Genomic DNA, 26,776 nt, shown 5'->3' with positions numbered 1-26,776 from the left:
ATCTCACGATGACTGCGACGACAGGTGCAACCCAATCAGCTCACCCTGAGCGCCCGGGCAGGTCGGACGGGGTCTGCAGCGAGTTCACCGTCTTTACCAAGATCAAGCGGGGCCATGCTGATGCGTTGCGTGAGGATCTCGCCGCGATGGCCGACGCGGCGGCTGACGAGAACGTCCATGCGGCGGTACGCCAGATCGGCACCTTGCATGACGCACGGCACGTGATCTTCGACAACGACAGCCGGTTCATGTTCGCCAGTGTCTTCGACGGCTCCTGGGACACGTACATCGACGACTTCGCCCAGACGGTGGTCGGGGCCCGCTTCGACAAGGTCTTCTCGCACTGCGAAGGGTTCCCCGGCGTCACCGACCCAGGGGCGAAGGACTGGTTCGTCGCACAGCAGGAGCCCGCGGGTGTCTTCGTCAGCGCCTATCCCGATCTGACCGTTCAGCAGATCTACAAGGACCAGCGCGTGGACGACGCGTTCCAGGCGGTGCTGGACACCGCCGAATTCCGGGCGATGCTGGACAACCCGGCCAACGCGGCGCTGGTGGGCACGCCGGCCTTCCAGAAGCTGCTGGAGGAAGCCTCGGCCTAGACCCCGAACACAACCAGCCCTCGGAGCCGACCCCACATCTGTGGACCGCGTCAGCGGGCGCGGGTCGGCCGCCACAGGGCTGCCCAGGCAGAGGCCGATATGGAGGCACAAGCGAGCATGAACACGGCGGCAAGTAGCAGCGCAGCCAGCGTGCGCGTCGAGATCGACGACGTCCAAAGCGGGGCACTGCGTCCACGGCCGGTGCCGTACGAGGGGAAGTTCATCTTCCTGCGCGTCGATGACCGCCACGCCGGGCGTGCCCTGCTGCGGCGACTGCTCCCGGTGACCGCGGGTGGCCTGCCCAGCGTGGACCCGAGCCGGGATGCCTGGGTGGCTGTGGCGTTCACCTACCAGGGCCTGAGGGCCCTGGGGGTGCCCCAGGAGTCGCTGGACAGCTTTCCGCGGGCGTTTCGTGAGGGGATGGCCGCGCGGGCGGAGCTGATCGGTGACGTGGGTGAGAGTGCCGCGGCCCACTGGGAGGCACCGTTCGGAACGGGCGATGTGCACATCGCGTTGAGCGCCCTGTCTTCCGATGCGGCCCAGCTGGACAAGGAACTGGAGCGGGCCCGTGTCGCCTACGAGGACACGCCCGGTGTCCAGGTGATCTGGCAGCAGGAGGTCCACCAGCTCCCGACCGGGCGCACCACCTTCGGCTTCCGCGACGGCATCAGCCATCCGAACATCGAGGGCGTCGGACTGCCCGGCTCCAACCCGCAGGAAGTTCCCATCAAGGCCGGCGAGTTCATCCTCGGTTACCCCGACGAAACGGGCAATCTGCCGCCCATGCCCAGCCCCGATGTGCTGGGGCGCAACGGGACCTACGCGGCCGTGCGCAAGGTCCACACCAACGTGGCGGCCTGGCGGCAGTACCTGCGCGCGAACACCTCCAGCGCCGAGGAGGAGGCGCTCCTGGCGGCGAAGATGGTGGGGCGCTGGCCCAGCGGGGCGCCGCTGACGCTGACACCGGAGCACGACGACCCGGAGCTGGCGGCCGATCCGCACCGCGTCAACAACTTCCTGTACCGGGAGAACGACGATCGCGGCCTCCGGTGCCCTGCCGGTGCGCACATCCGGCGCACCAACCCCCGAGATTCCACCATCATCGGCGACGCACGGATGCACCGCCTCATCCGCCGCGGCACCACCTACGGCCCGCCGCTGCCGGAGGGCGTACTGGAGGACGACGGCGCCGACCGCGGCCTGGTCGGGGTCTTTCTAGGAGCCCATCTGGAACGGCAGTTCGAGTTCATCAAGGCCGAGTGGGTCAACGACGGCAACTTCATCGGCTATCCCGGCGAGAAGGACCCGGTAGCCGGGCACCACGGCGGAACCGGAAGCGTCACCATCCCGGAGAAGCCGGTCCGGCGCCGCCTGAAGAACCTGCCCAGCTTCGTGGTCACCCGGGGCGGTGAGTACTGCTTCGTGCCGGGTCTGCGCGCCTTGCGCTGGCTTGCCGAACTGGAGGACTGAGGGCAATTCCTGCCCCCTGAGGTCCCATCACGGTCTCCGAGGAGAGGTCGACGTCATGGCAGCACAGTTCGTCCCCTACACGCCGGACGTCGAAGACGACGACCCGCACTTCGACCGCAACGTGCAGACGGTGATCGAAAAGACCGAGGCCTACATCACCGAGTCGGTCACCGCTGGTGGCACCGGCCGGGCCCTCCGCGACGCCCATGCCAAGGGCTACGGGCTGGTCCGCGGGGAAGTGGAGATCCTGGGCGGGCTTCCCCCCGAGTACGCCCAAGGCATCTACGCGACTCCGGGAACCCACGATGCGCTCATCCGCTTCTCCAACGGCTCGCCTCACGCCGGAGCCGACGCGCGACTGGGTGCCGCCACCGGACTGGCACTGAAGATCTTCGACATCCCCGGCCCGACCCTGCTGGAAGACGAACCGGACGCGGGCACCTTCGACTACGCCAACATCAACGGACCGATCTTCTTCTGCAACACGGTCGAGCACTACCTGTTCATCCAGGAACTGTTCCTGAACGCGCCGGCCTACTTCTCCCAGGGCCGACCCGGCGTGCATCGTTTCTTCACCGAGTTCGTGACCGGAAAGGGAACGCTGGACCAGGACAACTGGGCGTGGGACGAGTTCCTGGCCTTCCTGCGTCTGTCGAAGACCCCTCCGGCAAACCTGCTGCTGTCGAGCTACTGGACGATGGGCGCGGTCCGGCACGGGGACTACATCGCCAAGGTGCGCATCACCCCCGATCCGTCCTTCGCCGCCGCGGTCGTCCGGCGCGACATCGACCCGACCTCGGCGGCGGAGGTCTTCCGACCGGCCCTGGTGGCCGAGTTGCAGGAGCGGCCCTACGCCTTCGACATCCAGGTCCAGCTCTGCACCGATCTGGAGCGCATGCCAGTGGAGGACACCACCGTGGAGTGGCCCGAGCAGCTCTCGCCGCCCGTCACCGTGGCCAAACTGCGACTGCCGCAGCAGGACATCTCCAGCCCGGAAAACCTGGAAAAGATGGACGCGCTGTCCTTCACGCCCTGGCGGGTCACCGCCGAGCACGCGCCCCTGGGCAACATCATGCGGGCCCGCAAGGAGGTCTACCGGCAATCCTCCATCGCGCGCCACAAGCTCAACAAGCAGCCGCGCACGGAGCCCCGCAGCGCCGATGAGGTACTCGGCCCGGCCTGATCAAGCCGACCGACGGGACGGCAAGCGTTCAGTGCGGGGAACCACGGGGAACACCCGGGAGCAGGTTGGCACCTCGGCGGGCAACTGCGCGCCTTCTTCGTTCCGCCACGGCTCAACCGGGCAACCCGTGCCGGGCGATGCTTTTCCAGCAGCCCTTCAACCGCGATCGATTTCCGAGTCGGCCGGCGGGCGGACGCGTGATCAGACCGGGGGAGGTCTCTGGTAGCAACAGGGGTGTGACCTGGTGAGCTCTGAGGCCCTACGGCCGGTCGTGATTCTCTGACACAGGCCGCCGCTGAGGCGGTGATCCAGTTCCTGAACTCGACGGCGTAGTACGGGAGATGGTGCTCCAGGACGACATCCGGGCACGTGGTGGGCAGCTAGACCATCAGGTTCGCGGTAGAGCCGTCAGCGGTGTCACCGAACTGGATCAGCGCCTGCCCGACGACCGTGCCGTCGGCCAGGAACAGGTTCGACGACATCTCGCGCGGGAACTCGGACTCCGGGAGAAGCGCCTACGCCTACGCCTACGCTTCCGTGGCCCAGGCCATCGCGTCCGTTCCCCAGCCGCCCATGTAAATGGAGCAGACGTGGGGGTCGATGTTCTCTACCACGCGCGCTCCGATGGCATCGGCACCCATCACGTAATGCTCGGGGTGCGCCGCGACTTGGGCATGCGCCTGCGACGCCACCCACGCCGCCCCCTGCGCTGAGAAGTGTGCTGTCCGTCGGCCGGGTGACCTCCTGCGCACATGGCCTCCGCTGCAGGGATAGCGGTGGGTGACCGTTCGAGGTGCGCGGTGATGGGGGCGCTGATTCGCTGGTGGCATCCGCTCTCCCCCCGATCCCAGGAGTGATCATGAGCGTTGCAGGCGAATCCGGCGACCGTGCCCAGCAGATGCGTGCCCAGGTGCAGAAGATCGAGCAGGCCGCGGAGCGTGCCTCTGACCCGGCGGAGCGTCAGCGGCTGAAGGACAAGGCCCGCCGGATCGAGGAGCAGAGCAAGAAGGAGAGCGAGCCGGGCCGCGGGGGCGTCGACCCCATGTGACTGCCCTGCACAAATACCGGCCGGTGTCTGCCCACGCCATCGATTCTGCGCGGGAGAGACGCCGGCCGGTGTCGTGTGCAGCGCGCAGCGAACGCGGGATGGTGACGAGCGGTCAGTGGACCGGGCGGCGGCGCTGCTGGTGTCGATAGATCATCCAGCCAGGTCACAATCGGTCGAGCCCGCCCCGCACGGCGTACTCGTCCTCCGTCTCCAGCGAGGCGCGGCTGGGTCCCGCGCGCCTGACCTGCTTGTCCTGCGGCCACTTGAGCTCCATCGGTACGGGCATCGGGTGGACGCGGCCGGTCACCAGGTCCGGGTCCACGGCGACCCCCCGGCCGCAGCGGCGCAGCCAGCCCGGCATCTGGTCGATGCCGGTGTGGTGCAACTTGCCGCAGGCGACCGTCTGGTAGCCGTACTGGGCGAAACAGCGGGCGAACGTCATAGGGCCGGGCCGGAGGACCTCCGTACCGCTCACGGCCCGTCGTCCGCGGGAACTGCCAGGCCGCGAGAACTCTGCCGGGCCAATATGCAGATCGGCGGGGGCGCAGGCATGTGTGAACACGGCTCCGTTGCGGGCCAGTTCGCCGAGGACGGGCGTACGGACCACGGGGTCGCCCGCGACGTCAGCGCGGTGCTCGTCGGCCCTGAGGAAATGGACGCGTTTGGGCGGCTCGGTGTACTCATCCGGTCACCTCGGCCGTGGGTCGGAAAGCGATCACGACGGGAGGTTCGCCGGGGGAGAGGCGGGCGTAGCGCATGGGGCCGTCGAGGAGGGTCCCGCCGAGTTCCACGGCGCCCGGTGCCTGACAGCCACCGAGAGCCACGAGGACCCAAGTGCCGTCGGGGAAGCGCGCTGTGACGCGCGTCCCGTCGATCTCGCAGCGTACGGACGGGTGCGGTGCGTCGTACCCGGTGAGGCCGATCAGGGCTACGTGCACCGCCCGGTCCGCGGTGCGTGCGGCTGTCGCGTACGGGCCTGCCGCGCGCGGCCCGAACGCACTGGAGCCCTCACGCGCCTCCACGGCCACCTCGCCGTGCCCGTAGAGGAGACGAAGGTACTGGTGTGGCCCGTCGCCGTGGTGGCGGTGGCGCGGCTCGGGCCGCTGTCGGGACGCGGCGCCCGCTCGTCGGCCACCTGCCGGCCACTGTCGCGCAGGGCCAGTTCGGCGGGTGCGTCGACCAGATGGGCCCGCAGCTCCCAGGGCCCGTTTCGGTCAGCTCCATGAATACACGCGACCTCACCATGGCAGGGCTCCGGCGACGTCCTCCCGAGGATGCTGAGCAGGTGCCGGCGGTCGTCTGTACCGCTCCCGGCGCCCCGGCTTGCGGCGCTTCGGCGGTAGCGGGCGGCGCGGGACACCCAAGGCTGCGTCGGGCGGGACCGGGCGCGGGTGCGTTGTGCGGCGTGGGTGGTTCCTGCAGCAGTAGGCGGCGGCCTGAGGCTGTCCGCGGCTCGCTCGTCGAGTGCATCATCCGGCACCCCATTTCATCGAACGAAACATCGACGAGCGAGCCTTGGGCTTGGCTCTGATGAGCGAGAGCACGTCATTCCGGTAGGTGCGAGGCGGTGCTGGACCTCCATCAGAGATTTGACGCCTTCTTGCAGCAGTCTTTCGATATCGTTCGGAACCATGTCACCATGCAGCGGGCGGTGGCGCCTTCGATCTCAGTCAAAGTGATGTCAGGTAGCCGTAGAGGCTTACGTCTGCATCATATGACTGCATCGAGCGTGTGCCGTCCGGGCACTCCGGCCGAAGCAGGCGCAGGCGCCTGCTTTGCCCCGTGCCGACCGTCACCCGACCTGCAGTCCCAAGATGTCGAAGGGTTGAAATGATCAAGCTTCGCATGGTTACCACGACACTCTGCGCGGGAGCGCTGGCCGTTCCTTTCCTGCTGTCGCAGGCCCAGGACGCTGATGCGCAAATGACCTCGCGCGGCGCGCCGGGGGTCGCACAGGACGCCGCGGAAGCGCTTCGGGTGGACTACGAGAGCGGAACCCTGAACTCTGGGGTCGAAGGCCTGACCACCACACACGCGACAGCACCGGACGCGTCCGGCGTCGTGCAGCCCGGGCACGCAGGCTCGTACGCGGTCCAGCACAAGGTGACGCTCGGCGATCCGGCGTACGAGTCCAACGGTGCGCCGCGCAGCGAGAGCGCGACGGACCTGCTTGAAGCAGGGCAGTTCAACGTGGGCGACGTGCAGCGCTACGAGTTCAGTGTGCTGCTCAAGGACTGGAAGCCGTACGAGCCGGGAGACAGCGAGTCGGGCGACATCATCTTCCAGGGCAAGTACGCGGGCGGCAATGTCCCGGCGTTCTACCTCATGACGAAGCGCAACGAGGTCGCCTTCCGGTCGCCGCACCTGAACAAGCAGACGACGGTCGTGCCGGATCTCCGTCCCTACATCAACAAGTGGATGAACTTCCGCGTGGACGCGCGCTGGACCACCGACGAGACGGGCTACTTCAAGGTCTCCGCGCAGCTCCCGGGGCAGTCCGGATACAGGCCGGTTGTCTCGTACGAGAACGTGCGTACCTACCAGCCGGTGAATCCGGCCGACCACGGCTACATCAAGTGGGGGCTCTACCGTCCCTCGGAATCGATCGAGAACGGCGACGTACCCACGCGGATCGTCCAGCACGACGACATCCGCATCTTCGACCTGTCATGACGTGAATCCGCAGGCTCGATCCGCAGACTCAACACATCGAGGAGCACACATGACCGACAGTTCTTCCCTGAGCAGGCGCCGACTGCTCCAGTCCGGTGGCGCGTTGGGGCTGGCGGCGGTCGCCGAATCCCTCGTCGCCACGCAGGCTCATGCCGCGGACGAGGAGCGGCCCACAACCGTGGTGACCGATCTGGGCCCGGGCCTTGTCCAGTTCTCGCTGATGAGCGGTCTCCTGGTCGGTGACACCGTCTACATAGGGTCGCGCAACCTGAACCCGCCCAGCGTGATCGGATTCCATCTCCCGAGCCGCAAGGTGGTCTCGCACACCACCTTCGACGCAGGGCCCGAGCCCTCCATCCAGGCGCTCGCCGCGGACCCCACCGGCAGGTACCTCTACATCGGCTTCCTGGTCAAGGCCGACCAGGGCAAGCCGAACCTCTTCCGGTGGGACCTGAAGGCGCCGGACAAGCCTGCCGTGGCCATCGGCAGGACCGAAGACCGCGACATCCGCGATCTGGCGGTCGCCCCCGACGGCATGGTCTACGCCGTGGGCGGCGCCCCGGGGAAGGCGCCCGTTCTGTGGGAGTACGACCCCGCCACCGGCACCGTCACCGACCGGGGCACCCCCGACCCGAAGGCGACCCTCGCCAGGGCGGTCGCGGCTTCCGACACCACCGTCTTCTTCGGGGCGGGCAGCGTCCTCGCCGGCGGAGGTGGCGCGAGCAAGGCATCTCTGTTCGCCTTCGACCGAGAGACCCACGCGTTCACCTCGGTCGTGCCCAAGGAGATGGAGAAGGACCCGAGCCTGAGGGAACTCGCCGTCATGGACGGGCACTTGGTCGTCGGGACCTCGGGCGCGGTCGATCCCGCGAAGTTCGCCGTGATGGACCTGAAGGACCTCTCCTCGTACACCGTGGTGCCCACGGACGGCACGACGGTCAAGTCGTTCGCCGCCGACGAAGACCGCATCTACTTCGCCTCGGACACAGGTGTGAAGGCCTACTCGAAGGCGGACAAGACGATTTCCGCGGTGGAGTTCGACGGGCCCGACCTCGGCGAGATCTGGGGTGTGGACCACGTCGACGGAAAGCTGGCGGTCGTTTCGGGCTACGGCTTCGTCGCCGAGATCGATGTGTCGGCCCATACGTCGGTGATCACCGATCTGCACGACGCGGGTGCGGTCGCCGGGGCGCAGGCGGGCATGGGGATCGCCGCGGGCCGCGGGTACGTCTACCTCGGCGGCAACGGCGCCATCGCCCGGCACAATCTGAAGACCGGCGCGGTCGTCAATCTCCAGGCGCCCGGCGAGGCCAAGGACGCCGAAGTGATCGAAGGCGTCCTGTACACGGGCCAGTACAACGCGCAGGGCATCTGGCGGTACGACCCGGCCCGGCGCCAGCAGCCGCGGCAGGCCGCGCACTTCCCCAGTGAGCAGAACCGGCCGCTGGACGTCTCGTGGGACCCCTGCAACAAGCTGCTCCTCGTCGGTGTGCAGTCCGACACCGAGGGCGGCGGCGCCCTGTGGACCTACTCCCCGAAGACCGGGAAGTCGGCCTCCTACGTCAATCCGATCGACGACGTCCAGCTTGTCCGGGCCGTGGTCAACCGGGACGGCATCGCCTATCTGGGCGGCGACAACGCCTCCAAGGAAGGGCCGCGCGCCACGATCGTCGCTGTCGATCCGGTCACCGGCGAGGAGAAGTGGCGCGTCGATACGCAGCAGTCCGCGGGGGTGGCGGCCCTGGCGGTGCAAGGGCGAAACCTCTACGGACTCACTACGGCGGGCAGGTTGTTCGTCATCGACGTGAAGACCCGGAAGACGGTGCACACCGCCGATGTGAGCAGCGTCTCCAAGGGCTTCGCCGCGATGGTCGTCAACCGTGGCATGGTCTACGGCGTCTCGGACACCACGCTCTTCCGCTTCCACCCGAAGACGTTCGCCCTCACCACCGTCGTAGCAGGCATCAACGGCGCCTGGTACAGCGGCCCGCACGTCAACGTCCACGAGGATCGGCTCTACACCCTCCGCGACCACAACCTCGTCGAGGTCGACGACAGGCCGTCGCACTGAGCGGCCGCTGTCCCTTCATGAAAACCCGTGATCCAAGCCGATGTTGACCTTTGATTGATATCTTTCGGTTATCGAGTGAAAGAGGATTACTCACTCGCTACCGAGATGGGGACTGAAGGTGTTGGCTGACGAGCGGCGGCAAGCGATCCTGCGCGCGGTGGAGCGCGAAGGATCGATCACGGTGAAGGAACTGGCGGCGGAGATGGGCGTCTCCGCCGTCACCTTGCGCCAAGACGTACGGGAACTGGCAGGCCGCGGACTGCTCTCTCGTGTGCACGGCGGTGCGAGGGCGCTGGCTCCCGCGGCCGACGTGCCGGCAGCGGAGACTCCCGCCCCCGCCCCGCCCGCCGCGGGGGAGCGCTACGTGGTCGGGTTGGTGGTGCCTCCTGGCGGCTACTACTACGCAGAGGTGATCCGCGGCGTTCAGGACGCGGCCCGCTCGCGCGGTGTCCGCGTCGTGCTGGCCGTGTCGGGTGAGTCTCTTGCGGAGAACCAGGAGCAGGTCCGCCACCTGATGGCCGGCGGCATCGACAGCCTGCTCCTGATGCTGCACCCGGGCCTGCGCCCCCTGGACGAGGCCGAGGAGTGGCTGAGCAGCCTTGAGGTGCCCGCCGTCCTGGTGGAGCGCCGGGCGGGGCTACGGGCCGGCCGGCTTGAGCAGGTGGCCTCCGACCATGCCTACGGGGCGGCGCTGGCGGTACGTCACCTCGCTGGGCTGGGATACGAGAAGGTGGCCCTGGTCGCCAGGGTCGAGAGCCCGAACACGCCTCTTCTCAGCGCCGGATATGCCGAAGCCGTGGAGGCCATGGGTCTGACGCCGGGGCCGGAGTACCGCATCACCACCTCTGGTGCTGCTGCTGCGGCCGACGCGCGTTTCGAGGAGGTCGTCCAGGCCGTGGAAGCAGGCGAGGTGCGGGCGGCGTTGGTGCACAACGACATCGATGCCATCGCTCTCGTCGGGATTCTGCGCGCACGGGGGCTGCGCGTGCCGGAGGACTTGGCCCTGGTCACGTACGACGACGAGGTCGCCGAGCTGAGCGAGGTCCCCCTCACCGCGGTGGCTCCTCCCAAGCAGGCGGTGGGGGCGTGGGCCCTGGACCTGGCGGTACGCCGGCTGTCCGAACCGTCCACGCCACTGGCCGAGATCCTGCTGCGCCCGGAGCTGAGGGTGCGTGCGTCCTGCGGCGCCGATCGCCAGGCCGACGCCTGATCATGTGATGCCATATTGCTTCGTTTCTAACAAACGAAAGCGAATCCATTGACTAGCTGTCGTCTGTAACGAATGATTGCGGTGACACCCAAGCGAACGATCGGTGGCACATCATGTTTCGTAGACGTCTGACGGCGATGGTCTGTTCTGTCGCGGCACTCGGCCTGCTGGCCACGGGATGTGGCGGCTCGGACAGCGGAGGATCCGCGGCAGAGAAGAAGACCGGCGAGGTCACCTTCTGGTCCTTCGTCAAGGGTTCCGACAAGGTGGCTGAGGCCTTCAACCGGACGCATCCCGACATCAAGGTGAACTTCGAGACGGTGCCGTCGGGCCAGGAGTACTACTCCAAGCTCTCGAACGCCGTGAAGGCCGGTACCGTCCCGGACGTCGCGGTGGTCGAGTACCCCCAGCTGCCGGAGTTCGCCACTCAGGGCAAGCTGGAGAGCCTCGACGGAACTCTTGGCCCCTTGGTGGACAAGCACTTTCCGCAGTCGACAAGGAAGTTGGTCCAGCTGGGGGGCAAGACGTGGGGTGTTCCCCGCGACGCCGCGCCGCTGATGCTGTACTACCGCAACGACTTCTTCAAGACGCACAAGATCGACGTCCCCAAGACGTGGACCGAGTACCGGAACATGACCACGCGGGTGAAGAAGGCCGACCCGAAGGCCCGCGGCGGGGTCCTGTACACCGACAACCCGGGACTGCTGAGCGCCCTCACCTGGCAGGCCGGATCACAGTGGTTCTCCACGAAGAAGGACGCCTGGAAGGTCTCGCTCGACGACGCTCCCTCTCGGAAGGTGGCCGACTTCTGGGGCGACCTCGCCCGGAAGGACCTCGTCAGCTCGCTGAGTTCGCTCGACCCGTTCTGGACGAGCGTCCAGCAGAACCGGACCGTCGCCTACGTCTGTGCGAGCTGGTGCGCGGGAGCGCAGCAGGCAACCGTCGCCGACCAGAAGGGCAAGTGGTCGGTGGCCCCGGTGCCGACCTGGGACGGCAAGCCGGCCTCCGCGATGTACGGCGGCTCATCCTTCGTCGTCCCGAAGGGTGCCAAGAACAGCGGCGCCGCCACGGAGTTCATCAAGTGGATCACCACCGACCCCGCGGGCATGAAGGCGTGGGTCTCCTCCGGCACCAGCAGCATGTTCCCTGCCGACCCCGGGCTCGTGCCGGTCACCAAGTCCGCTTTCCCCACTGACTACTTCGGCGGCCAGGACGTCTACGCCGTGGGCAGCAAGTCGTACGACGCGGTCGTGCCCGGATGGACGTGGGGTCCCGTCATGGGGACCACGAACACGGCCATCATCGACCAACTCCCGAAGGTCGCCGAGGGCAACGTGAAGCTCTCCGACGTCCTCGCCGGTGCGCAGAAGGCCACCGTAAAGGACATCCAGCACCGCGGTATGACGCTCGCCCCGTAGTCGCGAAACCCCTGGTGAGTCAGTGCCGGCACCGCCGGTACCCGGCTCACCCGCACTTTCCCGCTCTCATTGAGGAAGGCCGGTATGGCAAGCCTGTCAGCCCGTGCCCAGCGCCGCACCGCCGCGATGCTCCTGGCACCGTTCTTCGTCCTCTTCAGCGCCGTCACCGTGGCCCCGCTGCTCTACGCGGGCTGGATGAGCCTGTTCACCACCCGCACGTCCGGCCTCGGCTTCGGCGGCACCGAAGAGGTCTTCGCCGGTCTGGACAACTACGTCCGCGCGCTGTCGGACCCGACGTTCCGCGACGGGTTCATCACCATCGCCGCCTACGTCGCGGTCTATATCCCGGTGATGATCGGCGGCGCGCTGGCCCTCGCTCTGCTGCTGGACTCGGCACTGGTCAAGGCACGCGCCTTCTTCCAGCTGGCGCTGTTCCTCCCGCACGCGGTGCCCGGTCTGATCGCCGCGCTCATCTGGGTCTACCTGTACACCCCGGGGCTGAGCCCGGTGATCGATTTCCTCAGCGCCGGTGGCCTCGACATCAGCTTCTTGTCGGCGGACAACGCGGTGTTCTCGGCGGCGAACATCGCCGTCTGGGAGTGGATCGGCTACAACATGGTCATCTTCTATGCCGCGCTCCAGGCGGTGCCGGGCGAGACCCTCGACGCGGCGAAGATCGACGGTGCGGGCGGCATCCGTACCGCCCTGTCGATCAAGGTGCCCATGATCCGCCCGGCCATCGCACTGTCCGTGCTGTTCACGGTGATCGGGTCGGTCCAGCTCTTCACGGAGCCGAAGGTCATCTACAGCGCCTCCAGCTCGATCGGCAGCAGCTGGACGCCCAACATGTACGTCCAGGCCGCCGCCTTCACCCACAACGACTTCGGTCTGGCAGCAGCAGCCTCGCTGCTCATCGCGCTGTTCGCCGCGGTGCTGTCCTTCCTCGTCACCCGTTTTTCGCGCAGCAGGAGCCAGGCGTGACCAAGACAACGACACTCAGTGCCCCGGCGCCCACCGCGGCGGCCCCGGACCGGAAGAGCGAGAGCGGGCCGACCGGGTCCAGTCCGCGGAGCCCCCGCAAGCGATCCTCGGCCCTGCTGTCCAAGACCGGCGTGACCGCGATGCTGGGCCTCGCCGCCCTCTACACACTCCTGCCGATGCTCTGGCTGGTCCTGTCGTCCACCAAGAGCCGCAAGGACCTCTTCGCGACCAACGGCTTCGCACCGGGCAAGGACTTCGCGCTCTTCGACAACCTCAGCCACCTGTTCCAGGTCGACAACGGCATCTATCTGCGCTGGTTGGCGAACACGGTCCTGTACGCGGGTGTCGGCGCGCTGCTGGCCACGGCGTTCAGCGTGGCCGCAGGGTACGCGTTCGACAAACTGGCCTTCCCCGGCAAGGAGAAGCTCTTCTCCTTCGTCCTGCTGGGGGTCATGGTGCCCGGAACCGCAATGGCGATCCCGCTGTACCTGATCGCTGCCAAAGCCGGTCTGGTGAACACCTTCTGGGGCGTGTTCGTCCCCGGCCTCGTCTTCCCCTTCGGCGTCTACCTGGCCCGCGTGTTCAGCGCGGCCTACGTACCCAACGAAGTCCTTGAGGCCGCCCGGATGGACGGGGCCGGCGAGTTCAAGGCCTTCTGCCGCATCGCCTTCCCCATGCTCGCACCCGCCTTCGTAACCATCTTTCTCTTCCAGTTCACCCAGATCTGGAACAGCTTCTTCCTGCCCCTGGTGATGCTCTCCGACAAGCACCTCTACCCGGTCAACCTCGGGCTGTACGTCTGGTACTCGTCCGCGCTCTCCCAGGGCCACCCGCAGGACTACCTCCTGGCCGTCGTCGGATCGCTGGTGTCCGTCGCTCCTCTGGTCGTCCTCTTCCTGATGCTCCAGCGGTACTGGAAGTCCGGCATGACCGCCGGCGCCGTCAAGTAGGCCATCGTCATGAGGATCCCCATGCCACCCACCCAGCCGCGCCCGCGCGCCCTGTTCGCCATGGGCCGCCCACACCGCGACGCCCTCTTCCCGGCGACCGCCGTCCAACGGCTGACCCGTCACGTCGACATCGATCCGCAGCTCGTCGCCGAGGACTTCGGCCAGGTTCCGGACCTGGCGACTGTCGAACTCCTGATCACTTCCTGGGGATGCCCTCCGCTCGATGACACCGTGCTGGCCCGAATGCCGGCGCTGAAGGCCGTCGTGCACGCCGCGGGGAGCGTGAAACACCACGTGACCGAGGCGTGCTGGGACCGCGGACTCCTCGTCTCCACCGCGGCCGCCGCCAACGCCGTACCTGTCGCCGAGTACACCGTCGCCGCAGTCCTCTTCGCCAACAAGCGAGTACTGGAGATCGGCGGGCTCTACCGCGAACATCGAGCCACCCTGGACTGGTCGGCGTGCTTTCCCGGCTTCGGCAACTACCGCAAGACCGTCGGCGTGGTGGGCGCATCCCTGGTGGGGCGCAGGGTGCTGGAGCTGCTGCGCCCCTACGACTTCGAAGTCCTGCTGGCCGATCCGCACATCGACGCTGCGACGGCCGAGGCGTTGGGAGCGCGACTCGTCGACCTCGAGGAGATGCTCGCCGCCTGCGACGTCGTCTCGCTCCACGCCCCCGCTCTGCCCGAGACCTACCACCTGATGGATGCCCACAGGCTGTCGCTCCTGCGGGACGGCGCCACACTCATCAACACCGGGCGGGGCTCGCTCATCGACACCCAGGCCCTCACCGCCGAAGCCATGTCAGGACGCATCCACGCGGTCCTCGACGTCACCGATCCCGAGGTGCTGCCGCAGACATCGCCGCTGTACTCGCTGCCCAACGTACTCCTGACCCCGCATATCGCCGGCTCGCTCGGCGGCGAGCTCGAGCGCATCACGCGGAGCGCCCTGGACGAGGTCGAACGCTACTGCGCAGGGCGGGAGTTCACCCATCCCGTGACCCGCGCGGCCCTGACGACTTCCGCGTGAGTCCTGGGCGACGGACACTTTTCCCTGTGCTGCTGGATCGGGGGTTGCCGCCCTGCCCTGAACCGAGACGACGAACCTGCGAAAGGCGCTCTCTCCGTCTCCACGCTCACCCGCTCGCCGTGGACGACGGGGCACCGAGTGGTCTCCCCAGCCGGAAGAACCTCGGCTCCCACAGGGCCGCAGGTCGAATCCACACAGCGCACCCCGGCGGCTTTCAACACCGGTCTGCCACCGATAGGAGATCAACCCGCCGGAGCATCGCCCCCAACACAGGGCGGGTCCGACCTCCGCACCTCCCATGCCTGCCACAACTCGGAGTGCCACCATGCCCCACACCGGCCACCTGTCGGACGTTCTCGTCTACACCCGCATCACGGGCTACCGCCACGACTCCATCCACGCCGGGACGGCCGCACTGCGCGAGCTCGGCGAGGCGCACGGCTTCACGGATGCCTCCCTGGCAGGGCGTAGCGCCGTGGTCTTCCTGTCCACCAGCGGCGAGGTGCTCACCCCGGACGGACAGGCAGCGCTGCGGCGCTGGATTGCGGACGGCGGCGGCTTCATGGGCGTGCACTCCGCCGCGTGCACCGAGTACCAGTGGCCGTACTACGGCGACCTGCTCGGCGCGCGCTTCGCCCGCCACCCCGCCGTCCAGCCCGGCACTGTGCTGGTCGAGGACCAGAGCCATCCGGCGATGGCCCACCTCCCGCTGCGGTGGGACTGGAACGACGAGTGGTACGACTTCCGCAACAACCCGCGCCGACCCGGCGTACGCGTCCTTGCCACCATCGACGAGTCCGGATACGAGGGCGGCGGCATGGGCGCCGATCACCCCGTCGTCTGGTGCAAGGAGTTCGGCGCCGGCCGTTCCTTCTACACGGCGCTGGGTCACGCGATCGACGCCTACAGTGCCCCGGCCTTCCGCCGCCACCTCCTGGGCGGCCTGCGCTGGGCGGCGGGAGCGGCGGGCTGACCTTCGCGAGCTGCGTTCGGGGCGACTTCACCTCCAGCGGGCCGGCCTGCGCCGCCTCACTTGATCAAGCCCATCTGCCGTGGTGTGCGCGGGGAGCGGCGGCCCTGCCGGCTTGATCTCGTCGGCGGGCGAGCGGGCAGGCGGAGGGCGCGCCAAGGCTGGGCCGACCTGCAGTTGGCGCCCGGCAAACCCTGGGCCCTTCGGCCCTCAGCGTGTCAGTCCGGCGAGCGTCCGGGGTGGTCCGGCTCGGGCCGGGTACGCGGGATGCGGAGCTCGCTGAGCACGGACCAGGCGACCGACACCATGGGAACCGACACGACTGCGCCGACCACTCCGGCCAGGATGCTGCCGGTGATGACGGAGAGAGCCACCACCACGGGGTGCAGCCGCACTGCCCAGCCCAGTACAAGTGGATGCAATACGTGGCCTTCGATCTGGCCGACGACCACGATCAGGGCGAGCACCACGATCGCGATGACCGGGCCCCGCGTGGCCAGGGCGACGACCGTGGCCACGGCCAGTGCGATGGGGGAGCCCACCAGCGGGATGAAGGCGGCGAAGAACTCCAGCAGCATCAGTGGCAGGGCCAGCGGCACGCGCAGCGCGAACAGGGCGATCCCGACCAGTAGGGCGTTGGATGCCGCCACGATGATGATGCCCCGCGTGTACCCGGCGAAGGTGCGCCACGCCGTTCGTCCCGCGCGGCCCCAGGTGTCCCGAGCGCCCTCCGGCAACAGAGCCTGGAACCAGTACCAGTACTTGTCCCCGGAATGCATGAAGAAGAAGGAACAGAACAGGGCAAGCGCAGCTGCGGTGAGGACTTCCACCAGCCGCCCGGCGCCGCTGAGCGCTCTGCTGATGAGTTCTGAACGGTGCTGCGAGACGAAGGTGGACACCTTGCCCTGCAGATCCGAGAGCACTGCGTGGTTCACGTGGAAGGGTGCGCCCTCCAGCCACCGTTGGATCCGCCCGACGCCCCCGGAGAATTCCTGCCCCAGCTGTGTCGATTCCTTCGCGACCAGTCCGCCGACCAGCACCAGCAGCCCCAGCACGACGATCAGGCTCCCGACCACGCTCAACGCAACTGCCGCGGCCCTCGGTAGACGCCGCGCCAGCAGATCAGCGAGCGGACGCAGCACCGAAGTCACGACCAGCGCGAGGAACAGCGCGACACCGACCAGCTGCAATCGCCCCAGGATCGTGAAAACCGCGTACACGGCCACCCCGAGCAGCAGCAGCCGCCATGCGTACGCCGCCGCCACGCGCAGCCCGCGGTTCACAGCCGCGCCGTCGTGGTCCCCGGCGCGCCGCACCGCCGTCCCAGCCGTACGTGCCGCCGCCCCGCGGGCGGGCCGGCTCCCCAGCACGACATACCGCCGCCGTCGCCCACCGCGACCGGAGCGGGGACGCGAGCCGGGCCCACCCGGCTGCTGCCGCTGCGAACGACGCGAACCGTCGTCCACCTGTGTGTCACCGCCTCCCATCGTCGAGTCGCGCAGCTACGTGTTCCCCAAGGGGCAGCTTCGACAACGCCGTCGGAATCACGTGACTGGGCCAAAGCGGAGCGAACACAAGAGGCGTCATGGACAGGGTGTGGCTGTACAAGAGTCGTCGCAAGCCGGGATGGGGGCGGCCAAGCCCCTGCCAGGGCGGCCCGACGGCCTCCGCTGACGTTCAGTCGGGCATAGGGGAGCCCTCTCCTCCCGCAGCGGGGCGCTCTGGTGCTCGGTGTGGCTGGTTGATCAGCGATAGCGATCCGCTCTGGGCCATCCGGGCTGTGCCGTCGGCGAGGAACTCGTAGACAGTCCGGACACAGAAACCGCCCTTGGCGATACCGAGCCGCTCCGTGATCTCCGCGCACACAGGCACCTTGGCCTCAGTACGACTTTCCCAGTCCCCCTGTTTGCCCACGGCCCTCATATCCGCGCTGAACGGAGAACCGTCGGGTTGGTTGCTCGCGCGCCGCGGAGCGGACCACGCGCATGCGCGGCCGAGGCTCCGTGACAAGGCCCGGCGCGTTGGTGCAGCTCTCTTATGCGTCGCGAGCCTCGCGTCGGGGGGCAAGCCTGCTTACGACATGACAGCGCTCGCGAAGGAGCGCAAGCTGGGGAGGAGTGGAGGGTGACACCTGGCGATCGATCAGGCCAGGCGAGCTGAACATACGGCGTCGAGGCCCGCCGGAGGTTGCGTCGTTTCTGCCCAGAACGTCCGCCGAGTTCGTCGGGTGCTGAGAGAAAAGGTCACTCATGCCGCAATCCATGCGCGCACTCGTAGCCGGAAAGGTTGGCGAGCCGAACGACGTCCTTCGGCTGGAATCCCGGCCTGTTCCCACGCCAGAAGCCGGCCAGGCGTTGATCCGTGTGAAGGCGACTCCGATTCACGCCAGCGATCTGCATGTGTTGCGTGGTCGCTACGGATTCTCCCCCGAGTTTCCCACCGTCGGGGGTCACATGGAATGCGTGGGCCGTATTGAGGCCCTGGGTCCGGATACCGAGGGACTGAAGATTGGCGAGCGTGTGGTGGCCGTTGCTGTCCCGGCGATACCCGGGCCGCGTGTGGCCGGCACCTGGCAGGAATACCTTGTTGCCGATATACATAGGCTTCTGCCCGTCCCCGATCGTCTGAGCGACTCCAGCGCCTGTCAACTCGCTGTCAATCCGTTGACCGCACTGCTCCTGGTGACCCGCGAACTCGACGTACAGCCGGGAGAGTGGTTGTTGCAGACGGCGGCGGGTTCCACCGTCGGCCGACTCGTCATTCAGCTGGCCAGACATCTGGGTATTCGCACGATCAATGTGGTGCGGCGGCGCGATGCCGTTGAGGAGATCAAGGCGTTTGGTGGCGACGAGGTCATTTGTACTGAGGACGAGGACCTGTTGCAGCGTGTGGCCGAGATTGCAGGATCGGCTGGCGTGCGCAAGGCCATCGACTGTGTCGCGGGAGAAATAGGTGCCCAGGTGTCCCAGGCATTGGCTCCGGGAGGAGAGGTCGTGATCTACGGCGCGCTCTCCACCCATCGGCAGACTGACCCGGCGGCGCTCACGATTCCGCTGCTGGCGCGCTCGGTCATCTACGAGACCAAAGCGGTCCGTGGCTTCTGGCTGAACCGCTGGTTCGGCACTGCCTCACCTACGGATGCGCTGCGCGCGCTGTCCGAGGTGCGCAGCCTCGTCGCTGATGAAGTGCTGAGCATCCCTCAAGGCCGGCCGTTCCCGATCGAACGCTTCGCTGAAGCCGTCTCGTTCGCGGAAACGCCCGCTCATGGCGCCAAACCGCTCCTCGTCTTCGAAGATGGCCGCGACAAAGGTGACGAGTAGGTCGCGGTATTTGGTTGGATAGCGGTGACCTGCGGCGGAGGTGCAAAGGAGCATCTGATCCGCAGCTCTGGATGGAACGGTCAACGACGGCCATACCGGCGGCTACGAGGCGAGGCCCCTTAAGGGCGATACCGGCCGGGGCGGTTGCTGGGGTTGCGGTACGGCACTGCTGTACGAGTGACAGGGCCGTCCTTCAACGGGATGCCGCGCTCTCCTGCTTGTCTATCGCGGCGGCAAGTGCAAGGAGCGCCTCAACTTGGGCCATCCGTACGCGGGTCTCGGCGGAGAGCCGCCCCTTCTCCCCTCTCTCAGCTGCTTCAAGCAGGTCCTGAGCCTTGTGCGCGTGCGCGGCATAGTCGGCCACGAGAGACCCCCTCCTCGTCGAGACGACCACCGTAGCGATCACTCCGGGGCGTTGGTGTCTCATTGCCTGAGTCGAGCTCGGGAAGCCCGTACGTTCTGCACGGCGGAGAAATACGGCCAGCGTCCCCCGGGTAGCACACGACCGGACGCGAAGACCCGCAGGTCCTCCAAAGCCATAACCCCGAGCTACAGCTTGGGTATTGCTCAGAAATCCCTAGGATTGACCGGGGTTATGGGGGTCCACGATGATAAGCGCAGGACCCAGGTGACAACCCGTCCGGTGCTTTCACGGGTCCGGACCACAGGCCAAGGCCCGGGCGGGTGCCGACCTCGTGAGCCAGAAGGACACTGCCCTGTGCCTGCTTCTCCTGCCCCTGCCGACCAGGCCATCGTGTTACTGAGCAAGCTCGGTGCTGCCGACATCGCTCATCCAGGTGGCACTCTCGTCGCCCACCTCCAGCGCGTCCACGGCCAACTCGCTGTATGGGGCGCCCGTCCCGCCCTCCAGGTCGCGGGTCTGTGTCACGCTTTCTACGGCACCGACGGCTTCCCCACTGCCTTGCTGTCTCTGGACCGCCGCGCCGAACTTGTAGAGGTGATCGGTGCCGAGGCTGAGGCCATTGTGTATCTCTACGCGTCGTGTGACCGCAGGGCCACGTATCCGACGCTCATGGATGCCGAGGGGGCCTTCCGGGACCGGTTCACCGGACGTCTCCACGCTCCGGAGCCGCACCTTCGACGGGACTTCGCTGAGCTGTCCGCCGCCAACGAACTCGACCTTGCCCGGATTGACTCCGTCTTCCGCGAGAAGTGGGGAGCCGAACTCCTCGCTCTGTTCACACGATTCCGGCCCCTGCTGAGCCACCCTGCTTGGTCGGACTGCCGCACGGTGCTTGCTGCGGCTCCGCAGCAACTGGCGTAGGGCGTAAAGGAGATGGCATCGGCTCCAGATCAACGTGCGGTCCAGCAGCTCGCGCCTGCAGGTCTGCACCCACCGCTCCATAATCGAGTTCAGGAGTCGGCCAGGAGCGCGTCGGCCTGGGAGCGCAGGAAGTCTGCCCAGGAGCTCGATGCGCGCTCGGGTGCCGGCTCGATTCCGGCCTCTTTCAAAATTTCCCAGACCGTGGATGCTGCCACCTTCACCCCGAGCACGAGCAGTTCACCGTGCAGGCGTCGGTAGCCCCAACTCGGATTTTCCCTGGCCAAACGTTCTACCAGTGCCCGGATCGAGTGCACGGTGCGGAGTCGGCCGCCTCGCTTGGGCCGGGCGGCGGTGGCGTGGCGGCGGGCGATCAGGTCGCGGTCCCTGAGCAGTACCGTGTCTGGTCGGACCAGCAGCCGGATCCGCCGGAGCGTCTCGCGCGGAAGGCCGAAGACCTGGAGCGGTGCGGCGCTGGCCGTTCCCGTCGCGCGTCATGTGCACCTTCCGCTCCTGCCTGCTGGGTGTCAGCGCGCGAGAGGCAAGCTGCTCAACGAGTCGTTCATCATGCGAGTGCAGGCCCTGGAGCACGGTTCCCAGGGGGAAGCCGGCAGAGGCGACCACGTTGAGGCGACCACGTCGTCCGGGGTCTCGCGGGGCTCCAGAGCTCTGCGTCGATCGACGACTTCGGCAGGCTGTCGCTGTCCGCCTCCGCCAGGTTCACGCCGCGCTCCACACCAAGGTCGGTGACCACAAGGCGATGGACGAGCAGCGGGAAGTGCCGGCCGAGGCCGCCCACCGGCCGCACCTCACCGTGCAGGTGGTGCCGCTCGATCATCCCCGCACCCGATGACGGGGATTCCGCCCCTGAACCTGCTGCGCGTCCGCGCCCCCGAGATCGGCGATCAGGCGATCCTGGAGCCCCCTGGCGGCAGGGTCGAACCATCGCATCCGGCTCGACGCCGCCTGCGCGGCCGCCCCGCACCCCGGCGTTCTCCTCGCATGAGTTCTCGGCTGTGTCCGTCGGGATGCGGCGCACGCCGGCTGCCGCCAGCGTGGGGGAGTGGTGCAGAACAAGGCCCAGTGGATTCCCGCCGGCGTGATCGTGCTGGCCGTAGTGCTCGACCTGGCGACCCCGACCCAGGTGACGTCGGCCCCGCTCATCATGGCGGCGCCCGTCGCCGCCGCCCCGCTCCTTTCGCTGCCCGGCATCGTCTGGGTGGGCCTCGCCTCGATGGCCGTCCACGCGGGACTGGCCTGGGTGGACGGCACCTTCGGCTGGCATCGCGGTCTGGCCAACCAGTTCACCCTGTTGGCCGTGACCCTGCTGGCCATCTTCATCAACCGCACGCTGAAGAGCCAGGACGCCCGGACCCGGCGTGCTCAGCGCGTCGCGGCCGTCGCCCAGCGCGCCGTGCTGCCCAGACCGCCGGCGCGCCTGGGCGACCTGCACATTGCCGCCCGGTACGTGCCCGCCGAGGACGAGGCCATGATCGGCGGCGATCTGTACGTCGTACAGGACACCCCGTACGGCACACGCGTCCTCGTCGGTGACGTACGGGGCAAGGGCCTGGGCGCCGTGAGCGCGGTCTGCGCCGATCTCGGCGCGTTCAGATACGCCGCGGACGAGGCGGAGGACCTCGCACAGCTTGTGTGCTCGCTGGAGCAGGCACTGCTGCGCGAGGGCGGGCGGCGAGGCGGCCTCGAACAGGAGGAGGGATTCACAACCGCCCTGATCGCGGAGTTCCCCGCGAATCTCAGTTCCGTACGCATCGTCAACCGCGGCCATCCGCCGCCTCTGCTCCTCGACGCACAGGGCTCGGCCACCGTCCTCGAACCGACTCAGGAAGTCCCTCCGCTGGGGATGGGGGTGCTGGGCAGCTGGGACGCACCGGTCGACACGTTTCCGTTCCCGCCCGGCGCGACACTCCTGTGCTACACGGACGGCGTCACCGAGTCCCGGGACGCCGAAGGCACCTTCTACGACGCTGCGGCGCGCCTGCCCGTTCTGCTCCGGCACCGCGCCCGGTCCGGCGAGCACCCCACACCGGCGCAGGTCCTCGACATGCTGATCCGTGACGTTCGGCGCCACACGGGCGGCCGGCCCCAGGACGACCAGGCGCTCCTCGCGCTGCGCCGCTCAGCGCTCTGACGGCATCCCCGCATCGGAGAGGGCCTTCGGCCCTGGCTCCCCCCCCCGCTCAGCGGGTACACGATGAGGCATGGACACCAAAGCCTGGCTCATCCTCGCCGCAGCCGTCGTGCTGCTCACCATGGGCATCGCCGCAGTTCTCCTGGTGCGAGTGATCCGGGCGAAGAGGCTGCTCCTCGACGCGGGAATCCCGCTCCGCAACAAGGCGCTGGTCTGGGCCGCCGTGATCTACACGGTGTCACCGGTCGACCTGCTGCCGGACCCCGTCTACCTCGACGACATCGGATTCCTGCTGCTGGCCCTGCGCGCCGTGCACGTCGCGGCGCGAACCGGATACCCGCTGGTGGCAGGTCAACCTGGGGTGCGACACCTGGCAGGTCGCCGAGCAGATGGCCATCAACCACCTGGGGCGGCTGCTGGTCGCGGCTGAGGAGAACGGGGACGTCGCCGCCTGGTGGTTCGGTTCATCCGAAAGGGCGAATCTTGGTGGCTGCGCGTCCTCCCCGCCCACAGCCGTGACGCGACTGCTGTCCTCCGACGGCTGACCAGCACGTTCACCGAACGGCTGCGATCCGGCACGCCGAAGGCGTCATCGACGAGTCCGGGACCCGCCGCTTCGGCGGACCGGAAAGCCATGCGGACCGGAAAGCCATGCGGGCAGCCCACGACCTGTTCCACGCCGACAGCCGCCACATCCTTGCCTGCCTCGCCCACAAGAGCGACGATCACCGCCGCGAGTTCGGCGTCAGGCTGGTCACCCGGATGCTGCTCGCCGCCGGACAGGATCTCTACGAACAGGGCGACGTCCGGGCAATGAGCTCGGCCCCGCGAGCAGCGAGGCGATGACCGGACGCCTCGCCTGAAGCTGTGAATCAGCATTCATCGGGACCTCCTAGTTTCACCAATAAATCTTGGTCTTATTGAGGGAAGTCGGCAAGATACGCAGGACATCAAGACAGAAGGAACACTTGGGCCTACGCGGATGGGGATTACCATGGTCTTGTGGCTTCCGTCCAGACAGCGTCGGCCGACGCGGCCGGCAGCGCCATCGACTCCGTCAGCGTCCTGAGCGAGGACTCGCGACGGCGTATGTTCACCTTCATCCGCCGTGCGGGCCACGCCGTCACCCGCGACGAGGCCGCCGCGAGCGTGGGCATCTCCCGCAAGCTCGCCGCCTTCCACCTCGACAAGCTCGTCGACGCCGGCCTGCTGCGCGCTCGCTACGAAACGCCCGGCGGGATCCGCAAGGTCGGCAGGCGGCCAAAGGTGTACGAGCCCACCGACGCGCAGATCACCGTGACCATCCCAGAACGGCGTCACGAACTCCTGGCGGACCTTCTCCTGGACGCCGTTCTGACCGAGGAGGCCGACGAGAACGCCGCGCAGGCGGCCATGCGGACCGCGGGGCAGCGCGGCTGTCAGCTGGGCGCAGCCGCACGGGAGGAGACCCGCCCAGGGCGCCTGGGCCCCGAGCGTGGGCTGACCGTCTGCGAGGGGCTGCTGGAGGAGTACGGCTACGAACCCGTCCGGGAAGCCCCCACCCGGCTTCGGCTGCGCAACTGCCCGTTCCAACCGCTTGCCACGAAGGCCCCCGACCTGGTGTGCGGCATGAACCAGGCATTCCTCAGCGGCTACCTCATCGGCCTCGAGGTCAACGGGGTCAAGGCCGTCCTGACCCCCGAGCCCGGCGAATGCTGCGTACGGCTGTGCCCGAACGACACCGATCGTGATGAGCAGATGCCCCAGGATCACTGACACGGCACCGGCCGCCCGCCCCCGCGGGCCACCGATCCGATGCACGACTCTGCCCGCAGAGATAAAGGACCGAATGGGCAGGGAATTGCCCGCGATCTCATGCGGGGCACACCCGGCATCGGTGCTCGACGTGTCGTCGAGCTGGGGAAACGCCCGTTCCGGCGTTCCATCGGAGCATTGCCATGTTGCCCAAATGCGTTCTGAAATCTTCTGACTCTTCCACGGCACGAGCGGCGCAGCCCGCTTCCACCGCAGCGCCCATGGTGACCGCCGCCGACTTCGGTCTGCTGCTCATCAGGCTGACCTTCGGCCTGATGATGGCCGGACACGGGGCCCAGAAAGTCTTCGGACTCTTCGGAGGCCAGGGCCTGACGGAGACGGGCAAGGGATTCGCGGCCCTGGGCTACCACCCGGGAAAGCTCTTTGCCGTGATCGGGGGTATGTCCGAGCTGCTAGGTGGCCTCGGCCTGGCCCTCGGCCTGCTGACGCCGCTGGCGGCCGCCGCCCTGATCGGCGTCATGATCAACGCCATGGTCAACGTCACCGGCGTCCACGGCCTGTGGGAGGCGAACGGAGGTGTGGAATACAGCGTCTGCATCGCCGTCGTCGCGCTGGCCGTCGCCGCCATCGGGCCGGGCGCGCTGGCCGCCGACCGCCCCTTCCGCTGGGGCAAGGGCGGCTGGAAAGAGGCCGCTTTCGCCCTCGGCCTGGGCGGCATCGCCGCCGCTATCACGCTCAGTCTGTAGAACCAAGGCGGCCCCCTGCGAAGCCTCGCCCGCACGACGGAGTGCCGACAGGGCCTCGATGACCGCTGGGCAAGTCCGGTTGCGCCGCATGCACGGACGCGTATCGCCCGCTCGCTGATTGCCGACTGTGTACCTAGTCGCCGCTGACACGGACCGGGCGCAGGTCCGCTGTCAGCGGGCGACGGGCAACCGTTCCTACGCCGGATCGCTCATCGGCGGCATCGCCGAGACGCAGGAGACGCTCGACTTCTGCTGCACATACGGCATCGGCGCCGAGATCAAGGAAGAGGGTACGAGCGCGTCCCGGCCCTTTTTCTCCCCCCTCAGCGAGAGAGATCAGCCTGACCATCGTCAGTCCTGGAGTTCCCCAGCACGCGCCACACCGCAGGAAGCGCACCCATCGCCAGGGCCGCCTTCAGGGCGTCGCCCACCAGGTAGGGCGCGGCGCCCAGGGTGACCGCCCGGTCCAGGGAGAGATGCAGGGACAGCGCGAGATACGGCACTCCGACGGCGTACACGCAGAAGGTCCCCACGGCCATGACACCGGCCGTACGCAGTGGGCTCCGGTCGCCGCCGCGGCGGGCCAGGCCGCCCACCACGGCGGCGGCGAGAACCAGGCCGAGGATGTAGCCGAAGGTGGGCACGGCCGCGCCGGAGGTGCCCTCGGCGAACCAGGGCATGCCGCAGACGCCCGCACCGGCGTAGACGGCGAGCGCCAGCGCCCCGCGCCGCGCCCCGAGAGCGATGCCGACCAGAAGGGCGGAGAAGGTCTGCCCTGTCACCGGGACCGGCGACCCGGGCACCGGCACCGCGAACTGCGCGGCGATCCCGGTCAGTGCGGCGCCGCCGAGGACCAGCGCGGCGTCGCGCGCCCGGGTCCGGGCGGTGCCCTCGGCCGGCAGCAGGTCGGCGAGGACCCGTACCGCGGGACGGGGCGTCGGCGAAGTGATGGTGGAGATTGTGCTCACCTCAGGGGAGTCCGTTTCTGCGTGTTCTGTGGGGCTGTCGTGCAGGTACCGGTGCGCGCGGCGGCTACGGGTACGGGTAGAAGCCGCGGCCCGACTTACGGCCGAGCAGGCCGCCCTCGACCATGCGGGAGAGCAGCGGCGGAGCCGCGTAGAGGGGCTCCTTGAACTCCTCGTACAGTGCATTGGCCACGGCCGCCACGACGTCGAGGCCCACCATGTCGGTCAGCCGCAGCGGGCCCATCGGGTGCGAGCAGCCGAGCACCATGCCCTGGTCGATGTCCTCGACGGTGGCGAAGCCCGTCTCCGCCATGCGCACGGCGGACAGCAGATAGGGCACGAGCAGCGCGTTGACGACGAAGCCGGCCCGGTCCTTGGAGCGGATCGGCTGCTTGCCCAGGGTCTGCGCGACCCATGACTCGGCCCTGTCCATGGTCGCGTCGGACGTGTGCAGGGAGCCGACCAGTTCCACCAGGGGCATCGCCGGTACGGGGTTGAAGAAGTGGGTGCCGATGACCTGGGCCGGGCGGCCGGTGGCCCCGGCCAGCTTCATGATGGGGATCGAGGAGGTGTTGGAGGCCAGGACCGCCTCCGGGTCCTCGACCACCTTGTCGAGGGTGGCGAAGAGATCGAGCTTGAGCGTCTCCTCCTCGCGGACGGCCTCGACCACCAGCTGCCGGTCGGCCAACTCGCCCAGATCCATGGTGAATCCGATGCGGGCCGCGGCCGCGTCCCGCTCGGCGGCAGCGAGCCTGCCCTTGGCGACGGCGCGGTCGAGGGAGGCGAGGACGCGGTGCCGCCCGGTGGTCAGCGACGCCTCGCGGGAGACCGCGACCAGCACGTCCATGCCTGCCAGGGCGCTCACTTCGGCGATTCCGGCGCCCATGGCGCCCGAGCCGACCACTCCGACACGACTGATGGGGATCATCTGGTGTATCACTTCTTCCGTCT

The 26,776-nt window shown here is 68.2% G+C and carries 26 protein-coding genes and 2 pseudogenes; 20 read left to right on the top strand and 8 right to left on the bottom strand.

All coding sequences use genetic code 11. The features are described from left to right. The first annotated feature begins 125 nt into the window (after positions 1 to 125). The 4 genes from OG574_RS08495 to OG574_RS08480 all read left to right on the top strand — a co-directional run bounded on the left by OG574_RS08495 (position 126) and on the right by OG574_RS08480 (position 4,300). The gene (locus OG574_RS08495; RefSeq protein WP_326772626.1) at positions 126 to 599 is read left to right on the top strand and encodes a hypothetical protein; all 474 of its coding nucleotides are present in this window, start codon (positions 126 to 128) and stop codon (positions 597 to 599) included. Between the two features lie 117 nt (positions 600 to 716). Beyond that, entirely contained in the window at positions 717 to 2,069 is a 1,353-nt protein-coding gene (locus OG574_RS08490) for a Dyp-type peroxidase (protein ID WP_326772212.1), read from the top strand. Between the two features lie 55 nt (positions 2,070 to 2,124). Then, on the top strand, positions 2,125 to 3,252 hold the full coding sequence (locus OG574_RS08485; RefSeq protein WP_326772625.1) for a catalase family protein: 1,128 nt from the start codon (positions 2,125 to 2,127) through the stop codon (positions 3,250 to 3,252). Positions 3,253 to 4,111: 859 nt separating this feature from the next. Further along, positions 4,112 to 4,300 (top strand): DUF6381 family protein, encoded by a 189-nt coding sequence (locus tag OG574_RS08480; protein WP_100592774.1) that lies wholly within the window; start codon positions 4,112 to 4,114, stop codon positions 4,298 to 4,300. A 163-nt stretch (positions 4,301 to 4,463) separates the two neighbouring features. Here OG574_RS08480 and OG574_RS08475 read toward each other — a convergent pair whose 3' ends face one another. Together OG574_RS08475 and OG574_RS08470 are read right to left on the bottom strand one after the other, a co-directional pair. Next, positions 4,464 to 4,775 (bottom strand): hypothetical protein, encoded by a 312-nt coding sequence (locus tag OG574_RS08475; protein WP_326772624.1) that lies wholly within the window; start codon positions 4,773 to 4,775, stop codon positions 4,464 to 4,466. Positions 4,776 to 4,980: 205 nt separating this feature from the next. After that, positions 4,981 to 5,322 carry a hypothetical protein gene (locus OG574_RS08470; protein ID WP_326772623.1) on the bottom strand — a complete coding sequence of 114 codons (342 nt, stop codon included), beginning with the start codon at positions 5,320 to 5,322 and terminating at the stop codon, positions 4,981 to 4,983. A gap of 823 nt (positions 5,323 to 6,145) precedes the next feature. On the opposite strand from OG574_RS08470, the gene OG574_RS08465 reads away from it, so the two are divergent. The 8 genes from OG574_RS08465 to OG574_RS08430 all read left to right on the top strand — a co-directional run bounded on the left by OG574_RS08465 (position 6,146) and on the right by OG574_RS08430 (position 15,608). Continuing rightward, entirely contained in the window at positions 6,146 to 6,973 is an 828-nt protein-coding gene (locus OG574_RS08465; RefSeq protein ID WP_326772622.1) for a heparin lyase I family protein, read from the top strand. Between the two features lie 49 nt (positions 6,974 to 7,022). After that, the gene (locus tag OG574_RS08460) at positions 7,023 to 9,044 is read left to right on the top strand and encodes an outer membrane protein assembly factor BamB family protein (RefSeq protein WP_326772621.1); all 2,022 of its coding nucleotides are present in this window, start codon (positions 7,023 to 7,025) and stop codon (positions 9,042 to 9,044) included. A gap of 118 nt (positions 9,045 to 9,162) precedes the next feature. Further along, on the top strand, positions 9,163 to 10,254 hold the full coding sequence (locus OG574_RS08455) for a LacI family DNA-binding transcriptional regulator (protein ID WP_326772620.1): 1,092 nt from the start codon (positions 9,163 to 9,165) through the stop codon (positions 10,252 to 10,254). A gap of 113 nt (positions 10,255 to 10,367) precedes the next feature. Continuing rightward, a complete protein-coding gene (locus OG574_RS08450; RefSeq protein WP_326772619.1) occupies positions 10,368 to 11,672 on the top strand; it encodes an extracellular solute-binding protein in 1,305 nt (434 codons plus the stop codon). Between the two features lie 84 nt (positions 11,673 to 11,756). Beyond that, positions 11,757 to 12,653 (top strand): carbohydrate ABC transporter permease, encoded by an 897-nt coding sequence (locus OG574_RS08445; RefSeq protein ID WP_326772618.1) that lies wholly within the window; start codon positions 11,757 to 11,759, stop codon positions 12,651 to 12,653. Next, positions 12,650 to 13,603: a carbohydrate ABC transporter permease gene (locus tag OG574_RS08440; protein ID WP_326772617.1), complete on the top strand. Its 954-nt coding sequence runs from the start codon at positions 12,650 to 12,652 to the stop codon at positions 13,601 to 13,603. The genes OG574_RS08445 and OG574_RS08440 overlap by 4 nt, the downstream gene beginning before the upstream one ends. Positions 13,604 to 13,663: 60 nt before the next feature. Next, positions 13,664 to 14,635: a hydroxyacid dehydrogenase gene (locus tag OG574_RS08435; RefSeq protein WP_326778405.1), complete on the top strand. Its 972-nt coding sequence runs from the start codon at positions 13,664 to 13,666 to the stop codon at positions 14,633 to 14,635. 325 nt (positions 14,636 to 14,960) lie between these two features. After that, complete coding sequence (locus tag OG574_RS08430; RefSeq protein WP_326772616.1) at positions 14,961 to 15,608, top strand: ThuA domain-containing protein; 648 nt, start codon at positions 14,961 to 14,963, stop codon at positions 15,606 to 15,608. Between the two features lie 215 nt (positions 15,609 to 15,823). Here OG574_RS08430 and OG574_RS08425 read toward each other — a convergent pair whose 3' ends face one another. Continuing rightward, positions 15,824 to 17,092, bottom strand: coding sequence for an AI-2E family transporter (locus tag OG574_RS08425; protein WP_442816799.1), 1,269 nt, complete (start codon positions 17,090 to 17,092; stop codon positions 15,824 to 15,826). Positions 17,093 to 17,387: 295 nt separating this feature from the next. Beyond that, positions 17,388 to 17,613: pseudogene (locus OG574_RS08420) on the bottom strand (GntR family transcriptional regulator); the annotation flags it as partial. 253 nt (positions 17,614 to 17,866) lie between these two features. On the opposite strand from OG574_RS08420, the gene OG574_RS08415 reads away from it, so the two are divergent. Continuing rightward, entirely contained in the window at positions 17,867 to 18,925 is a 1,059-nt protein-coding gene (locus OG574_RS08415) for a zinc-dependent alcohol dehydrogenase family protein (protein WP_326772614.1), read from the top strand. Positions 18,926 to 19,118: 193 nt separating this feature from the next. Here OG574_RS08415 and OG574_RS08410 read toward each other — a convergent pair whose 3' ends face one another. After that, positions 19,119 to 19,289, bottom strand: a complete 171-nt coding sequence (locus tag OG574_RS08410) for a hypothetical protein (RefSeq protein ID WP_326772613.1) — start codon at positions 19,287 to 19,289, stop codon at positions 19,119 to 19,121. Positions 19,290 to 19,643: 354 nt separating this feature from the next. On the opposite strand from OG574_RS08410, the gene OG574_RS08405 reads away from it, so the two are divergent. Further along, entirely contained in the window at positions 19,644 to 20,210 is a 567-nt protein-coding gene (locus OG574_RS08405) for a DUF6817 domain-containing protein (protein WP_326772612.1), read from the top strand. Here OG574_RS08405 and OG574_RS08400 read toward each other — a convergent pair. Continuing rightward, positions 20,160 to 20,656: pseudogene (locus tag OG574_RS08400) on the bottom strand (hypothetical protein); the annotation flags it as partial. The gene OG574_RS08405 and the pseudogene OG574_RS08400 sit on opposite strands and share 51 nt — an antisense overlap. Before the next feature lie 176 nt (positions 20,657 to 20,832). On the opposite strand from OG574_RS08400, the gene OG574_RS08395 reads away from it, so the two are divergent. The 6 genes from OG574_RS08395 (at position 20,833) to OG574_RS08370 (ending at position 24,860) form a co-directional block, all read left to right on the top strand. Further along, entirely contained in the window at positions 20,833 to 21,060 is a 228-nt protein-coding gene (locus OG574_RS08395; protein WP_326772611.1) for a Scr1 family TA system antitoxin-like transcriptional regulator, read from the top strand. 210 nt (positions 21,061 to 21,270) lie between these two features. Further along, entirely contained in the window at positions 21,271 to 22,359 is a 1,089-nt protein-coding gene (locus OG574_RS08390) for a PP2C family protein-serine/threonine phosphatase (RefSeq protein WP_326772610.1), read from the top strand. A gap of 70 nt (positions 22,360 to 22,429) precedes the next feature. After that, complete coding sequence (locus tag OG574_RS08385) at positions 22,430 to 22,789, top strand: YkvA family protein (RefSeq protein WP_326772609.1); 360 nt, start codon at positions 22,430 to 22,432, stop codon at positions 22,787 to 22,789. Positions 22,790 to 23,010: 221 nt separating this feature from the next. Further along, positions 23,011 to 23,205: a lantibiotic dehydratase C-terminal domain-containing protein gene (locus tag OG574_RS08380; RefSeq protein WP_326772608.1), complete on the top strand. Its 195-nt coding sequence runs from the start codon at positions 23,011 to 23,013 to the stop codon at positions 23,203 to 23,205. Positions 23,206 to 23,361: 156 nt separating this feature from the next. Beyond that, complete coding sequence (locus tag OG574_RS08375; RefSeq protein ID WP_326772607.1) at positions 23,362 to 24,114, top strand: helix-turn-helix transcriptional regulator; 753 nt, start codon at positions 23,362 to 23,364, stop codon at positions 24,112 to 24,114. Positions 24,115 to 24,374: 260 nt separating this feature from the next. Next, on the top strand, positions 24,375 to 24,860 hold the full coding sequence (locus OG574_RS08370) for a DoxX family protein (RefSeq protein WP_326772606.1): 486 nt from the start codon (positions 24,375 to 24,377) through the stop codon (positions 24,858 to 24,860). Between the two features lie 323 nt (positions 24,861 to 25,183). On the opposite strand, the gene OG574_RS08365 is transcribed toward OG574_RS08370, so the two are convergent. Both OG574_RS08365 and OG574_RS08360 read right to left on the bottom strand, forming a co-directional pair. Continuing rightward, entirely contained in the window at positions 25,184 to 25,819 is a 636-nt protein-coding gene (locus tag OG574_RS08365; protein WP_326778404.1) for a biotin transporter BioY, read from the bottom strand. A 73-nt stretch (positions 25,820 to 25,892) separates the two neighbouring features. Further along, positions 25,893 to 26,753, bottom strand: coding sequence for a 3-hydroxybutyryl-CoA dehydrogenase (locus OG574_RS08360; RefSeq protein WP_326772605.1), 861 nt, complete (start codon positions 26,751 to 26,753; stop codon positions 25,893 to 25,895). Between the last annotated feature and the right edge of the window lie 23 nt (positions 26,754 to 26,776).

The sequence above is a fragment of the Streptomyces sp. NBC_01445 genome, assembly GCF_035918235.1.
Classification (GTDB): domain Bacteria; phylum Actinomycetota; class Actinomycetes; order Streptomycetales; family Streptomycetaceae; genus Streptomyces.
Note: the sequence above shows the minus strand (reverse complement) of the source record. Positions and strands in the feature narration are given on the sequence as shown.

Coding starts and splice junctions, on each gene's coding strand:
- OG574_RS08490 (WP_326772212.1), top strand. CDS start 717: ATGAACACGGCGGCAAGTAGCAGCGCAGCCAGCGTGCGCGTCGAGATC.
- OG574_RS08485 (WP_326772625.1), top strand. CDS start 2,125: ATGGCAGCACAGTTCGTCCCCTACACGCCGGACGTCGAAGACGACGAC.
- OG574_RS08480 (WP_100592774.1), top strand. CDS start 4,112: ATGAGCGTTGCAGGCGAATCCGGCGACCGTGCCCAGCAGATGCGTGCC.
- OG574_RS08465 (WP_326772622.1), top strand. CDS start 6,146: ATGGTTACCACGACACTCTGCGCGGGAGCGCTGGCCGTTCCTTTCCTG.
- OG574_RS08460 (WP_326772621.1), top strand. CDS start 7,023: ATGACCGACAGTTCTTCCCTGAGCAGGCGCCGACTGCTCCAGTCCGGT.
- OG574_RS08450 (WP_326772619.1), top strand. CDS start 10,368: ATGTTTCGTAGACGTCTGACGGCGATGGTCTGTTCTGTCGCGGCACTC.
- OG574_RS08445 (WP_326772618.1), top strand. CDS start 11,757: ATGGCAAGCCTGTCAGCCCGTGCCCAGCGCCGCACCGCCGCGATGCTC.
- OG574_RS08435 (WP_326778405.1), top strand. CDS start 13,664: ATGGGCCGCCCACACCGCGACGCCCTCTTCCCGGCGACCGCCGTCCAA.
- OG574_RS08430 (WP_326772616.1), top strand. CDS start 14,961: ATGCCCCACACCGGCCACCTGTCGGACGTTCTCGTCTACACCCGCATC.
- OG574_RS08425 (WP_442816799.1), bottom strand. CDS start 17,092: ATGGGAGGCGGTGACACACAGGTGGACGACGGTTCGCGTCGTTCGCAG.
- OG574_RS08415 (WP_326772614.1), top strand. CDS start 17,867: ATGCGCGCACTCGTAGCCGGAAAGGTTGGCGAGCCGAACGACGTCCTT.
- OG574_RS08385 (WP_326772609.1), top strand. CDS start 22,430: ATGGACACCAAAGCCTGGCTCATCCTCGCCGCAGCCGTCGTGCTGCTC.
- OG574_RS08380 (WP_326772608.1), top strand. CDS start 23,011: ATGCGGGCAGCCCACGACCTGTTCCACGCCGACAGCCGCCACATCCTT.
- OG574_RS08370 (WP_326772606.1), top strand. CDS start 24,375: ATGGTGACCGCCGCCGACTTCGGTCTGCTGCTCATCAGGCTGACCTTC.
- OG574_RS08360 (WP_326772605.1), bottom strand. CDS start 26,753: ATGATCCCCATCAGTCGTGTCGGAGTGGTCGGCTCGGGCGCCATGGGC.